This window comes from Terasakiella sp. 4MB5A (assembly GCF_050058155.1).
In the GTDB taxonomy this organism is placed as follows: domain Bacteria; phylum Pseudomonadota; class Alphaproteobacteria; order Rhodospirillales; family Terasakiellaceae; genus Terasakiella; species Terasakiella halodenitrificans.
The window spans coordinates 2795491-2806967 of sequence record NZ_CP188815.1 but is presented as its reverse complement, the minus strand read 5'-3'; the positions used below and the strand labels follow the sequence as shown (position 1 = coordinate 2806967).

General features: G+C 47.2%; 19 protein-coding genes and 1 tRNA gene. 6 read left to right on the top strand and 14 right to left on the bottom strand.

Features of this window, described 5'->3' with window-relative positions; all coding sequences use genetic code 11:
- Positions 1 to 5 precede the first annotated feature (5 nt).
- The 11 genes from ACI0FF_RS13245 to ACI0FF_RS13195 all read right to left on the bottom strand — a co-directional run bounded on the left by ACI0FF_RS13245 (position 6) and on the right by ACI0FF_RS13195 (position 6586).
- On the bottom strand, positions 6 to 491 hold the full coding sequence (locus ACI0FF_RS13245) for a hypothetical protein (protein WP_419797285.1): 486 nt from the start codon (positions 489 to 491) through the stop codon (positions 6 to 8).
- A 43-nt stretch (positions 492 to 534) separates the two neighbouring features.
- Entirely contained in the window at positions 535 to 1455 is a 921-nt protein-coding gene (locus tag ACI0FF_RS13240) for a hypothetical protein (RefSeq protein ID WP_419797284.1), read from the bottom strand.
- A 187-nt stretch (positions 1456 to 1642) separates the two neighbouring features.
- On the bottom strand, positions 1643 to 2110 hold the full coding sequence (locus ACI0FF_RS13235) for a DUF2829 domain-containing protein (protein WP_419797283.1): 468 nt from the start codon (positions 2108 to 2110) through the stop codon (positions 1643 to 1645).
- Between the two features lie 110 nt (positions 2111 to 2220).
- Positions 2221 to 3387 carry a hypothetical protein gene (locus tag ACI0FF_RS13230; RefSeq protein ID WP_419797282.1) on the bottom strand — a complete coding sequence of 389 codons (1167 nt, stop codon included), beginning with the start codon at positions 3385 to 3387 and terminating at the stop codon, positions 2221 to 2223.
- Positions 3388 to 3400: 13 nt separating this feature from the next.
- Positions 3401 to 4114: a hypothetical protein gene (locus tag ACI0FF_RS13225; RefSeq protein WP_419797281.1), complete on the bottom strand. Its 714-nt coding sequence runs from the start codon at positions 4112 to 4114 to the stop codon at positions 3401 to 3403.
- A gap of 11 nt (positions 4115 to 4125) precedes the next feature.
- Positions 4126 to 4479, bottom strand: a complete 354-nt coding sequence (locus ACI0FF_RS13220) for a hypothetical protein (RefSeq protein ID WP_419797280.1) — start codon at positions 4477 to 4479, stop codon at positions 4126 to 4128.
- Positions 4479 to 4721: a hypothetical protein gene (locus ACI0FF_RS13215; protein WP_419797279.1), complete on the bottom strand. Its 243-nt coding sequence runs from the start codon at positions 4719 to 4721 to the stop codon at positions 4479 to 4481. The genes ACI0FF_RS13220 and ACI0FF_RS13215 overlap by 1 nt, the downstream gene beginning before the upstream one ends.
- Positions 4721 to 4969 (bottom strand): hypothetical protein, encoded by a 249-nt coding sequence (locus tag ACI0FF_RS13210; RefSeq protein ID WP_419797278.1) that lies wholly within the window; start codon positions 4967 to 4969, stop codon positions 4721 to 4723. Before ACI0FF_RS13210 ends, ACI0FF_RS13215 begins: the two co-directional genes overlap by 1 nt.
- Positions 4970 to 5707: 738 nt before the next feature.
- Positions 5708 to 5785: transfer RNA gene (locus ACI0FF_RS13205), tRNA-Arg, on the bottom strand.
- Between the two features lie 246 nt (positions 5786 to 6031).
- Positions 6032 to 6331 (bottom strand): hypothetical protein, encoded by a 300-nt coding sequence (locus ACI0FF_RS13200; protein WP_419797277.1) that lies wholly within the window; start codon positions 6329 to 6331, stop codon positions 6032 to 6034.
- 12 nt (positions 6332 to 6343) lie between these two features.
- Positions 6344 to 6586, bottom strand: a complete 243-nt coding sequence (locus ACI0FF_RS13195; RefSeq protein ID WP_419797276.1) for a hypothetical protein — start codon at positions 6584 to 6586, stop codon at positions 6344 to 6346.
- 161 nt (positions 6587 to 6747) lie between these two features.
- Between ACI0FF_RS13195 and ACI0FF_RS13190 the strand changes: the two genes are divergently transcribed.
- Positions 6748 to 7137, top strand: a complete 390-nt coding sequence (locus ACI0FF_RS13190) for a hypothetical protein (RefSeq protein ID WP_419797275.1) — start codon at positions 6748 to 6750, stop codon at positions 7135 to 7137.
- A gap of 199 nt (positions 7138 to 7336) precedes the next feature.
- Here ACI0FF_RS13190 and ACI0FF_RS13185 read toward each other — a convergent pair whose 3' ends face one another.
- The 3 genes from ACI0FF_RS13185 to ACI0FF_RS13175 form a co-directional block, all read right to left on the bottom strand.
- Positions 7337 to 8161: a hypothetical protein gene (locus tag ACI0FF_RS13185; protein ID WP_419797274.1), complete on the bottom strand. Its 825-nt coding sequence runs from the start codon at positions 8159 to 8161 to the stop codon at positions 7337 to 7339.
- An 80-nt stretch (positions 8162 to 8241) separates the two neighbouring features.
- On the bottom strand, positions 8242 to 8469 hold the full coding sequence (locus ACI0FF_RS13180) for a hypothetical protein (RefSeq protein WP_419797273.1): 228 nt from the start codon (positions 8467 to 8469) through the stop codon (positions 8242 to 8244).
- A 204-nt stretch (positions 8470 to 8673) separates the two neighbouring features.
- Positions 8674 to 9399 (bottom strand): helix-turn-helix domain-containing protein, encoded by a 726-nt coding sequence (locus ACI0FF_RS13175; RefSeq protein WP_419797272.1) that lies wholly within the window; start codon positions 9397 to 9399, stop codon positions 8674 to 8676.
- A 108-nt stretch (positions 9400 to 9507) separates the two neighbouring features.
- On the opposite strand from ACI0FF_RS13175, the gene ACI0FF_RS13170 reads away from it, so the two are divergent.
- The 5 genes from ACI0FF_RS13170 to ACI0FF_RS13150 all read left to right on the top strand — a co-directional run bounded on the left by ACI0FF_RS13170 (position 9508) and on the right by ACI0FF_RS13150 (position 11439).
- Positions 9508 to 9717, top strand: coding sequence for a transcriptional regulator (locus ACI0FF_RS13170; protein ID WP_419797271.1), 210 nt, complete (start codon positions 9508 to 9510; stop codon positions 9715 to 9717).
- A 166-nt stretch (positions 9718 to 9883) separates the two neighbouring features.
- A complete protein-coding gene (locus ACI0FF_RS13165; protein ID WP_419797270.1) occupies positions 9884 to 10357 on the top strand; it encodes a hypothetical protein in 474 nt (157 codons plus the stop codon).
- 1 nt (position 10358) lies between these two features.
- Entirely contained in the window at positions 10359 to 10610 is a 252-nt protein-coding gene (locus ACI0FF_RS13160) for a hypothetical protein (RefSeq protein WP_419797269.1), read from the top strand.
- On the top strand, positions 10607 to 10804 hold the full coding sequence (locus tag ACI0FF_RS13155; protein WP_419797268.1) for a hypothetical protein: 198 nt from the start codon (positions 10607 to 10609) through the stop codon (positions 10802 to 10804). The genes ACI0FF_RS13160 and ACI0FF_RS13155 overlap by 4 nt, the downstream gene beginning before the upstream one ends.
- On the top strand, positions 10804 to 11439 hold the full coding sequence (locus tag ACI0FF_RS13150) for a hypothetical protein (RefSeq protein ID WP_419797267.1): 636 nt from the start codon (positions 10804 to 10806) through the stop codon (positions 11437 to 11439). Before ACI0FF_RS13155 ends, ACI0FF_RS13150 begins: the two co-directional genes overlap by 1 nt.
- Positions 11440 to 11477 lie beyond the last annotated feature (38 nt).

The window sequence follows — 11477 nt, the reverse complement described above, 5'->3', positions numbered from 1 at the left end:
TCTCATTATTCTCCATCAATCTTAATACCAATCTCGCAGATTTTCTCGTCTTTTGACCCGTAAAGCTCAACAATTGTTTTATGCAGCGGTCCGATGATCTGAGACTTGCGAAAGACCTTGAACGAGGTCACAACCCCATAAAGGTTGTCATTTGTTGAATAGCCCCGGCGTAGATTCACGCGACGGCCTGGGAACCAATTCTTTTCTGTGAACTGGCCTCCGTAGCGCCTGTATTCGGCAGGCTTCGAACCATCCTCAAAAGCTCGGTAATGTTCTTCGATCAAGGCGAGGAATAATGTTTTATGCTCTTGAGCGCGAAGGTAATCGCCAATGCCCAAATATTTAGCATTTGCCGGAACTTGAGAACCATCCTGCCACAACTGCCAATGAGTGAATTGCACCTCTTTCCCATCAATCAGGGCATAATGAAAATTCTTCAAATGCTTTTGAGATTTCGGATCAAGCCAAAGGTGATGTTGTTGAAATTCCATTTCTCACTGTCCATTAATTGCGGTGGTCGTCGGTGGTTAAGGGTTACGCTGCGTCTGTCGATCTAGGCCACGATCCATAGGTGTAATCGGACCATAAAACGCTTTTGCATATTCTGGTGTTGCACCAACGGGCAAAGGCCTTTTGGTACGGTTCAAATTTATTGAAGGGCATAACGTATGGGTCGCACCCTTCATCAAGGATCATCTGGACGCGGTGCAAGTCTTCTTCTGGTGTGCTGTCATAGCCAATCAAAATGAAGAACTGCATCTGCCAAGGTTTAATCCCGGCGGCTTTGCATCTGGCGATCCCGCGTTTGATCAATCGTTCATCTTTCGGCTGATCCCATGCAAAGGTGGCTTGGCTCTTGGTCCCGTTCGTATTCTTGAAGCGAACAGATTTAAGGGCGTGGGCTTGTTCTTCTGAGATAATTCGAATGTTGATACCTTGGCTGAAATTGACCTTAAGGTTACGGTCTTTTATCTCCGCAAAACGGTCTTTCCAATCAGGGTTTCCAAACGGGTCATTATCCAAAAGCACAAGAAAATCACTGTCTTGCACCACAAGATCATCAATGGTGTTTGTGCTGGCTGGTCTGCCTTCCTTCTTCGGAACAATGCAAAATTCACATTGAAAGCGGCAACCGCGCATGGTGAAACCAATGTTGTGATTGAAGTCTGGATATAAAGAATAATCAGGCTTTAAAACTTCAATTTCATCCGGCAAATTAACAGTCATATCGTGGCCCGTGCCGCCTATAATCATTCGCTCAGGGTCCATGTATTGCCCGTCTGTGAAAGCAAAAACCTTGGAGGCGTACACCTTATCAAATGAGGCATGATCTAGCGGGAATTGCGGGTCGTAACGTTCAACAACGTCCCCACATTCTAAGTGATACCGGGCCAACTTCATCAAAGCGAGGTTTGGTATCTTGCTATCCACATCATATAGACCGATTAAAGCCATTCGTTTCTACCTGTAACCGCCGAAGCGATCTCCTTCATTTCCATCCAGTCGCCCTTGACAGAAACGACCTCTGTTTCACTTTGCAAACCCGCCGCCGGTTAAGGTGTCTTTCGCTTTTCAATAACAACGGGGTTAAAGAGATGGCGACGGGCTTACAAAATGAGGCCCGAAGGCCTCGGGTTGGGGGTTAATCCACGATCATCCAGTCGTCAGAAAGCATGTCAGTTTGAGAAGCCAGCCAGCCTGGAAGCATTGCGCGTCGGCCATCGGCGTTGACGGTCCACATATCAATGTGAGGCAAAATTTCTTGATCTTGAGAAATGTCTGTCACATTTACGAGAGCCTTGTGGTACGGAGTTCCTTCGCGTAGCTTGACGCTTGAGCCCCCAACGAGAACAAGAAACATCCCTTTGCCATTCCAGCCTTTGCGACAAACCTTGTGACCGTCTTTCATGGCCTTGATGGCATGCCCGAAGCTCATAGCGTCGATGGGTTGATACGCTTCTTCAAACACATCCTTTGGGGACCATGATGTATAGCCATCCGGTTGGTAAATTACTTCATAACCCTCTGCTTCAAGGCCTGATGTTGCATCAACAATCCGGCTTTTCGGATATGCTGTAATGCGCTTTGTTCCGTAATATTCTTTGGTCAATTCACTTACTCCTTGGTTAAATAAAACCCCTTACCGAGACACCCCGCAGCGGGTGAAGCGACATATACCTTTCAGTTGGAACCGCCGCAGGGTGTCTGGGGAAGGGGCCGCTATTGCGCGGCACCTAATTCTTTCATTGCTTCATAAATGCGCTTAAAGGCAGGCTGATGCTGCTTGAAGCAGTTGTCTTTTGCGGCCTTGTTCAAATTTGCAATATCTTTAATAGCTTCAACGTTTGGGGCGACTTTGATAGCTTCGATAAATGCATCTGCAAAACCTTCCCAGTCAGGGCCTTTTTCGCCAGCGGGGACGCCGATTGCAGGCGGTTCGTAACCAGCCGGTTGCTCATCTTGAATAACGCCGTCGTCATCCACGACTTCTGCGTCGTTCGACACATCATCAGTTTCCGGGTTGAGTGTTTCGGCAGTTGCTTCGATTAGAGCTTGGGAGATTTCATCGAGGAGGTTTGAAGGCATATCTTCAATGTAGCCTTGATTGCTTTCCCATATCCCTTGAGCTGCCTCTGCATTACCAGCCTTATTGATTTCGTTCACGAATGCAGCTGCATAAAGCTTAAGGTCAGAAAAACCACGCGACTCACCGTATTGGTCAATGAACTCGAATGATGTTGTTTCTGTTTCAAAGTTGAAATCATTACGCGCAGGGCGAGGGGTGATGTCTTTTGCATTTTCTGGCCCTGAATGATCGCGCAACTCTTCTACAGAGCTGCCAAGCCCGAGAAGTACATCGCCGAAGTTATCGCGCAGAGCAAAAGCGCGAGCACGAAACCGTAGCATACGTTTTGGGTATTGCGTCCAAGGCCCTTGCTTTTTCCATAGCCCGGCTATTTTAGCATCAGAAACGCTGAACTCATGGATGTCAGGCTCATCTTGGTCTTGACGCTGAACAGTGCAACGAGCGCAGAAATCATCATCGTAAGGATTGCCAGCATATTCCTCTTTGAAATGAACAAGTAAACCGCTGGAACGAACGAGAGCAAGTTGGGCGTCGCCATAAAGTCCGGGCTTGCCGTTGATGACAGCAATGTTTTGAACAGCGGACATTGGTGGAAGCCCCACTTCTGCACCCAACTGCATGGCCGTAAAGACTGCTTGAGGTAAATTATTTCCTGAACCATAACTCTTAGGAGCCATGCCCGATTGAGCGATTGCGGCTGCAAAACGAAAGGCCTGTTCAATATCAGTGGGGATCAGGGCTTGAACAGAAGCGCCAGTTGTAAGATTTGTAGCCTGCTTAGGCACTGGTGAGTTAGTCATTGGTTGTTTTCCTTTATCGAATGATCGAGCGTGAATTCTCAAAAATTTCCACACCCTTGATGTTGCGTTCACCCGCACGAACGGCGGCACGGATCATCTTTTCAACCTCTTCCGGTTTGAGATATTTTCGGTAGATGGTGACTGGGATTTGACCAGCATCGTTTATCTTGAAGTCCCAAAACTTCTGCACCGATGCACTGACGCCTTCGTCAGATTGCACACGCGCCCGGTCCGGCGTTTTGGCGGCAACTTCTGATTCCTGCTGGGCTTGCTCAGCTTGTGCGGCAAGAACAGCGTCATTGCTGGCCTCAGCTTCTTTGCGCAGTCGTTCAGCTTCCTCGGCCTTGACGCGGGCTTCCTCTTCTCGTTGGCGACGCTCTTCATCTGCCTTGCGCTGCCGTTCTGTGAGATAAGCATTCAAGGAACGGGTGGCAGCGTTCAAAGCATTGTCAACGATACCAGCTAGTACCTTGCCGTCGCTGTCGATCTTCTTGCCAGCATCAAGGAAGGGTTGCTTCTTATCCTTGCGCCAAGTTTCAGCATCTTTCTTGAAAAGTTTAATCTGCTTAATGAAGGTCGTAACTTTACCAGCCGTGTCCTCGTTATTAATTTCAGGGAGGCGAGCGGCGGAATCGGCTAGTTGCTTCCCGCGTGCGGCTAAGGTTTCAAAGTCAGCGTCGATTTCAGGGCCGTTGTTGTGGCCCATTCCTGCAAAGTCTTCTGGCATTGGATTTCTCCTCAAAATGGCGCGGGTAATTCCCGCAGGTTGACTGCTTTTCTCGGCGCGGATAGTGGATCGGCAGCGTCGTTTTGTTGCGCCCAATCCATGACCGAGGCTAGATATTCAAATTCACTTTTGTTGATTTTTTCCCAGAACCGCGCTCTTCGGCATATTTCGTAATAGTCTTGGGTTTCCTCACCAGCGATGGTGGCTCCATAAAGCTGATCAGAGATGAGTTCTTTAGTCTGTGGATCGCGCTCTCCATCTTTGATCCAAAGCGCGACTGGTACATACGGTCCGTTCTTCACAAGCTTTGTGCGGAAATAACGGGTTTCTCCAACGAGCATTGTTTCAAAGATATCGTCACTCATCACGGCACCTCAAAGAAATCAGGGTCGTAGACGATTTCAACCATTTGGGCCGGAATACGTCGAGCTATATCGTCACCGATATAGACAGCCAGCCAAGGAATAGTTGCCATGTGACCGTTTTCACCGTAGGCGATAATCTTGGTTACGCCACACTCGCCAACTTTGCTGTAATCTTCTTCTGAAAAGTAAGCAGCAAGTATCGGTCGATCGTCTTCAAGCATTGTTTTTACTTGACCGATCATTACACACCACCATGCGCATCGCGTTGATGATCATGCAAACCCTGCTCACCACGAAACTTACGACCGCATTTGCCACATTTGTGGGAACGTTTATTTTTGAGCTTCTTTACAGAAGGAAAAACAGATTTCACTTCTTCGGCTGCGCACGAAGCACATGCTACTGGAAATCCATCACCACTAGGACCAAGGAACTCACCGCAAAAGCAGCAACAAGTTCCATCAAGCATCATTTCAGCATATTCACCCATGATATTTCCTTTCAAAAACCACTTACGGAGCCTGTCAGCTTTTTGTTGTTTCTCGGCATACTCGGGGAGGTGCCGACAGGCTGCGGAAATGGTTAATTAATACTGTTCGTCGCAAATGTATCCGCCGCCATATTGGTCGCTTATGTAGCAGTCGTAGCAGACCATATCTTGCTCGCTGTTTTCACGTATTTCGTGTTTATGTGTCGGCGTTCCGCAGCACTCGCATGCAATTTTATCTTCGGGCGCATGTGATCTTTGTTTTTTCAGGTGGCGGCGCTCTACCCCGTTAAGGTCTTTTTTGTTCCAGTACGCATCTTTGCATTTTGGCCCGCAAAACTTCGCATTAGGGTGTTTGTGTGAGATATCAGATTTACAATGACTGCATTGACGAGACATTTCTTAAACCTTTCCGTAAAATGGTGCCGGAGGCGGGAATCGAACCAAAGGTGATCAACCTCGCTGCCTTCCCCTTATCAAGGGGCTGCTCTGCCAATGAGCTACTCCGGGTTTAGTTTCTACCCGCTAACCCCGCACGGTCTGACCGGAACGGGGTTAACTTGTCGTGGCTTCCACACGATCCCTCAGCGTCTTTAATGGGCGAATGTCCCGACCTTCTTACGCTTTCCTCCAAATGCCTATCCTAGGTGCAAATGGGTGGAGTGTCGGTCCCACTGAGTTTCATTCATAATTCTTCTACCCCTAAGCCCCCGACAGCCGAACTGTACGGGGGGTAAGGTTTGGTGACCTCGGAAGGATTCGAACCTTCAACATCCGGCGGTAGAAACACCGTGCTCTATCCAGTTGAGCTACGAGGTCACTATTCGGTTTAAGTGTTTCTGGTATGGTTCGGGCCGAACAGCTTTCGCGCACGAGGCACCCTATTTTAGTTTTCCTTTCGTTGTTAGGTAGGCACCGACCAGCCGCAGGGGTTTGACAGGGATCGAGGGGAGCGCGGCTGGTCGGCTGAGGTGGCTTGCAATCACCTCGGGAGAGTTGCCCAAATGCGGATTTGGAGGGCATGAGGACCGCATAGGGGAACCGGGCAACTCACCGGAGGGGAGGTCAGTGTTTTGACCTCGCAATTTCCACCAACGTGTTACGGATCATTTGTTCTGCTTCTGGTAATCCGTGAATTTCAGCCAGTCTCTCAAAACGTGACCATGTGGTTGCGTGGCCTTTGAAGTTCAAATAAACGGCTTCATAGACGCTTTTAATCGCCTCGTTTCGGTCAACCCCATCTGCGATGATATCCGCCAGAATGCCGTTCAAAGTGAGGTGTGCGTGGTTTTCAATGTCAAAAAAACCGAAGTTTCTGCGCACATGAAAGTCTTGGATACCTTCTTGCATTACGTGGTCAATCATGGTGAACCCCTCCTATTCCGCCGCCAGTTCACGAAAATAATCTTCATCCGCTGCCGCTTCCGGTGAGAAATCCACACAATCGGTGTGCCACTTCTTCTGAGCGTCACGCTGGCTGTGAATAGTGTGCAGGTAGGTCAAACCGATGAAACCGGACTGCGCTTCTTCTTCCGCGCTTTCCTGCGTCATATGCGAGCTTTCGCTACATACAGAACCGTCCTTATCGACCGTGAATACGTTGATGAAGTATTCTTCCATTGCTCTGACCTCCGTTGCGTTGTTGATGGAGGTATTACAGCAAATCTGTAATTAAAGGTCAATATAAAAATACAGTAAATCTGTAATTTATTTTAGCGAGTGGTCTGTTATTATTATTTTTCAATGAATTAGGTTGGTAAAAAACTTCTTTGGAGTGTGCGGTGAAGAACTTGTTCAAGAGATGCTGTGAAGGGTCGGGTGGTCAAAAAGCAAGCACTTTGGTTCCTGTAGCTTTAGGCGTTATGTTGTCAGGGGCATTTTTTTACATTGCCTTGCTCAGTGATCGTATATCTGACCTTGAATATGAAATGGGATATGCTGGTGAAGCGCAAATTGAAGAACTCCGTCTTAGCCTTGGAGCCTTGGAGCAACGAGTTTCAGAGAATGAATATCTTGAAGATAGGATAATCACACTTGAAGGTGAAGCTAACGGCTTGCAAGGGAAAGTGGATCACCTTGAATTACAAATACCTCAGCTCTATGGCTTACAAAGTGATGTTGATGATATTCGCATTGAGCTTGATAGTATTCGTTTGAAGGTTGGTTATTAATTTAAAAATAAAAAAGGCCACGGAAACCGCAGCCTTTTTTAAATCAGACACCACACAGGAATTGCAATCTCCTAACGTATGGCGGCTACCGAAGTAGACTTTATAAGCCCGATGCTGTCGCAGAGCGGGAACAAGGTAAAAGAAAACCCCGCTACTGAGGCGGGGTTTTCTTTTATTAATGGTAATCGTTGACAGGCATTTAAAGCTCCAACTCCCCAAACCTGCTTGGGTTTAGGTCTTTTGCAAGGGCTAGGCAAACCCTATTGTATTTTGGACTTAATGCTATATCCATATATTGTTGTGGAATCCTAAATAGCAGCGCAATCAAGTCTTCAACTGCTTCTGGATTAATCTGCTTTGCGTCAAGAGTCAGTGGATCGCAACCATTTGTTATAAGGTTTCCAATAGTTTCACTTTCATCAATAACTTGATCCGCCAACGCTGCCTTCAAGCGTTCTCGAAGATCATCCAAGTCGCCATCAGCCTTCTGTATTTCAGTAATAAAATAGACACGATATTTTAGGGGAAATAATACCTCAATTGCGGTTTGGATACCTAGCTTCTCAATTAAGATTGCAGCTTCATCTTTTTCATTTTGTGGCTTCGGTAGGTAATCGTTAGCAAGGTGCTCAAAAAGGGTTTCTAAAGAAGAATATTTATTGGTTCTATTGAGCTCATTGGATAAAATACTTTGACATAGTTCTTTGCATTTACCAAAACGCTCCCAGCAGTATGTTGCCCCTTTTTTATAATGGACATACTCAATTACTTTTTCATAACGCGTGTTATATGCTCGTGTGATTTCATTATTCGCATCCTGAACTTCATGCAATATCCCAATAGATTCTAACCCTGCAATCGCTTCTTCAAAACCTTCGTGCGGGACATATTCGATCTCATAAACGGAACCATCTCTGGCTTTGTGGGTTTGAATAACGCCTTCTGCCACATCATCAATATTAACAAACATAACATCGTCTTTGACGGCATGAGAAAAAACTATTTCGAGTAATTCAAAATTCATGGACTACCATTGATTAATGTGTTGGCAAAAAATTAAGCCGCCCATTTTCACAAGCGGCTTCTTTACTAAGGAAGTTATGTTTAGCTAAAATGCTTGCTAAAGCTAGCTCCCTTGACCTTTTCAGGAGACGCTTTTTCAGTCTCGACTGCACCGGTGCGGCGATTATAAACAGATTCAGCAAATTCACGCGCAATACCCGATTGGGTTGCGGAAAGACTGTCAGGCACACACAATTTAACGTCACGCAGCTCTTCGCCTTTTATGTTCGTAGCTATGGAAGTCAGTGCTTTGTTTGTTGTGTTAAACATTACGTTACCTCGGTTAGTGATCCCCTAATGGGTAAAGAAGTTATCACACTTTTTAATTAAGGTGCAATAACGGGTTGCGGTTTATAATGGTCTAGACGCATAAAATCAACAAAAAATGTTTTATCTATGGCAATATGGTACACATACATATGTGAACAAAATATAAAACTACAACAAACCATTCTGTTTCTCAGGCGTTTTCTCCTAAAACCCCGGCTCAGGCATAAACCCGGTATAAACCACGCCTGAAATATTCAAATCATCCGATCCGGCGAAATCCAACTCATCCCCATTTCCATTGGGAATCGATATCGGCCTGTATTGCGGATTGTGAGAACGCGGCATTAAAAGCCAGCGTTTGTTCTCTGTATCATGGAATAATTCTTTAACAGTGGCCTCAAACTGGTCACTGTACTGGTCGCGTCGATGGACAATAACCCGTTTTCCATGCGTCAAAGCTCCATGATAGGCCATGAGTTTTACACAAACCAAGTTATAGCCTTCTGGATAGACTTGATCCATAGAATCACCGCGAACCTTCAAGATATAGAAATCTTCTGGCTTATAGCCGCCCGGTGTCGGGAACGGAATGCGTTCCCAGTCTCCGTCTTCCTGTAAGGCAGGTTGGAATACGCCTGCTTGGACAGAGCCAATCACAGGAATCAAAGGAAGCGGGGCGTGTTCGAAAGAAGATTGAGAAAGACTTAGAGCGCTTTGGTTGCCAGAAATCAACCACTCTGCTGAAACTCCAAGAGCCTTCGCAATAATGTTGTATTTGGCTGATGCAGGGTCGTTGATGCCGTTCTCCCAGTTTGATACGGCAGCGGTAGTAACTTTGCCGCTATCAGAACTACATAGCTCAGCCAGCTTACCTTGGGTAATTTTTTTTTCTTTTCGCGCTTTGCGAATTCTGTCACCGATTTTTTCCATAATGCATTCTCTACAGGACTGCTGTAATCATCAATAACAGTATTGCTGTATATTCTCCTTGACTGACATTACAGATATGCTGTAACAATATCTATTATGGATAAAGCAATGGAGCGCGCATTTAAGATAGTTGGCAGTCGTGCGGCTATGGCGCGGGAACTTAATCTTTCTCAATCAGCTTGTTATCAATGGGAAAAGTGCCCCCCTGAACGGGTTTTGGATATCGAAAACCTCACGCAACAGGCTGGGGAGATTGTCACACGTTACGAACTTCGCCCCGACATCTTTGGCAAGTCACCTCCATCGGCAGCGGAATAAACCTCTCGCCCCGGTCAATCGCCTCGGCCCGCTCTAAGAGCCAAGCCAAGGGATCAACGCCGACGAAAGGAAAGTGGGTTTGTGGGTAAGTTTTTTCCATGAACCTAATTTTGAATGAAGGCCGTCAATCGGTCTTGTGAAATAGGCTACAGGGAACGAGACAACTATGGTCAAGGTCCAAAAGGCATTTTCAGTAGAGCGCGCAATACATAGCGTCCTTGCTGAATTTGATGAGCACGAAATCAAGCAAATTACAGGCAAGAGTATTTCCCTTGTTCGTAAGTGGGCTGATGAAGATTGTGATTACAATCATTTCCCGTGGGAGCAGGCCGTTAATCTTGCGGCGGCATTGCTTGCCCAAGGCAAACAAGAACGTTTCACAGAAGCCTTCCGAAACGCCCTTTCCCGAAAAGTTGAACAATGTGGCGGTGCGCCAACACATACGCCGGTCCACCCAAGCGAACGCTTGATCGATCTTATGAAAGAGGTGGGCGATGTCGCTGCGTGCGTTCGCGCTGCAACCGCCCCTAAAAGCCCTGCCGGTCAAAACATGAGCCTTGCAGAACGCAATGAAGTCACAAAAGAGCTTTTGGAGGTTCGGGATGTAATCGACGCCGCATTGAGAGATATGGAGTTTTGATATGGGTAAAAATAAAGTCACTTATTTGGATGCGGTGAAAATGAAATCCTTGCGAGAGCAAGGCCTCACCCTTGCGGCGATTGCTCAACAATTTGGGGTTTCTACTCAAACTGTAAACCTCAAAGTCAAGATGTTGAAAGAGCAAGGCCAACGGACAACAACTGAACGGCTGGAACGATCAAAGGCAAAACTTCACCTTCTGGATGAAGCCCGGAGAAAACGCATTTTTAAGCTTCAAAGGGGGTTGCCATGACCAACGCCGTAATCGCCGAACACATGAACGAGCTTGAACGGTTGCAAGGTGAACTCCGCGACAAACGAGAGCGCCACCTTCCTGTTCGCCCGACCATTTCGAAAATCCGTCAACTTCAAACTTTAATTATGAAGCTGACCTACCCGAAACCGAAAAAGGTTTACCGGGTGCCGGCAGAGACAAGGAGAATGTGATGGAAGCCGCAAAACAAGAGATTGTCCGTCCGTTTGATGATCATTACCCGACCGACCCGGAACCCGTTCGCGCCCTGTTGAGCGTTGAATCCTTTTCCGGTGGTGTTTGGGAATGTGCGGCTGGTGATGGGGCGATGGCGGCAACCTTGCGTGAGGCGGGTCACACGGTCCGAGCAACCACCATGTATGAGGGCCGACATGATCGGGACTTCCCAAAGCATAAAGTGGTTGGTGGTGTTGACTTTCTGGCGGAAACGGAAACCAAACACCCGAACATCGTGACAAACCCGCCTTATGGGAAGCTCAACGGCAAGACTGACCGAAAAGCCGCAGAGAAGTTTATCCGTCATGCCCTAAGTCTTAATCCGCACAAGGTCGCAATGTTGCTGCCTATGCAGTTTTGGGGCGGGCAGGACCGAATGAACGGACTGCACAAAGAATTACGCCCGTCTCGTATTTGGCAGTTTGCGGACCGTATCAAGTTTTACCCGGCAGGGATCGACAAAACAGACCTCAACACGCCTGCGCATTATTTCGGCTGGTTTGTTTGGGACCTCCCTTTGTCCGGTGCGTGGCCTTCTATCGGCCTGCTCAATTCTAAAGATTTTACAATCCCGGCTCTCCCTAACCGGTGAGCATAACTCGCCGGGGCTGCTCGGAGTGGTCCCGGTAT

Bases quoted from the DNA above. Each gene is read 5' to 3' on its own strand.
- ACI0FF_RS13245 (WP_419797285.1), bottom strand. From the start codon at position 491: ATGGAATTTCAACAACATCACCTTTGGCTTGATCCGAAATCTCAAAAG.
- ACI0FF_RS13240 (WP_419797284.1), bottom strand. From the start codon at position 1,455: ATGGCTTTAATCGGTCTATATGATGTGGATAGCAAGATACCAAACCTC.
- ACI0FF_RS13230 (WP_419797282.1), bottom strand. From the start codon at position 3,387: ATGACTAACTCACCAGTGCCTAAGCAGGCTACAAATCTTACAACTGGC.
- ACI0FF_RS13225 (WP_419797281.1), bottom strand. From the start codon at position 4,114: ATGCCAGAAGACTTTGCAGGAATGGGCCACAACAACGGCCCTGAAATC.
- ACI0FF_RS13220 (WP_419797280.1), bottom strand. From the start codon at position 4,479: ATGAGTGACGATATCTTTGAAACAATGCTCGTTGGAGAAACCCGTTAT.
- ACI0FF_RS13215 (WP_419797279.1), bottom strand. From the start codon at position 4,721: ATGATCGGTCAAGTAAAAACAATGCTTGAAGACGATCGACCGATACTT.
- ACI0FF_RS13210 (WP_419797278.1), bottom strand. From the start codon at position 4,969: ATGGGTGAATATGCTGAAATGATGCTTGATGGAACTTGTTGCTGCTTT.
- ACI0FF_RS13200 (WP_419797277.1), bottom strand. From the start codon at position 6,331: ATGATTGACCACGTAATGCAAGAAGGTATCCAAGACTTTCATGTGCGC.
- ACI0FF_RS13195 (WP_419797276.1), bottom strand. From the start codon at position 6,586: ATGGAAGAATACTTCATCAACGTATTCACGGTCGATAAGGACGGTTCT.
- ACI0FF_RS13185 (WP_419797274.1), bottom strand. From the start codon at position 8,161: ATGAATTTTGAATTACTCGAAATAGTTTTTTCTCATGCCGTCAAAGAC.
- ACI0FF_RS13180 (WP_419797273.1), bottom strand. From the start codon at position 8,469: ATGTTTAACACAACAAACAAAGCACTGACTTCCATAGCTACGAACATA.
- ACI0FF_RS13175 (WP_419797272.1), bottom strand. From the start codon at position 9,399: ATGGAAAAAATCGGTGACAGAATTCGCAAAGCGCGAAAAGAAAAAAAA.
- ACI0FF_RS13170 (WP_419797271.1), top strand. From the start codon at position 9,508: ATGGAGCGCGCATTTAAGATAGTTGGCAGTCGTGCGGCTATGGCGCGG.
- ACI0FF_RS13165 (WP_419797270.1), top strand. From the start codon at position 9,884: ATGGTCAAGGTCCAAAAGGCATTTTCAGTAGAGCGCGCAATACATAGC.
- ACI0FF_RS13160 (WP_419797269.1), top strand. From the start codon at position 10,359: ATGGGTAAAAATAAAGTCACTTATTTGGATGCGGTGAAAATGAAATCC.
- ACI0FF_RS13155 (WP_419797268.1), top strand. From the start codon at position 10,607: ATGACCAACGCCGTAATCGCCGAACACATGAACGAGCTTGAACGGTTG.
- ACI0FF_RS13150 (WP_419797267.1), top strand. From the start codon at position 10,804: ATGGAAGCCGCAAAACAAGAGATTGTCCGTCCGTTTGATGATCATTAC.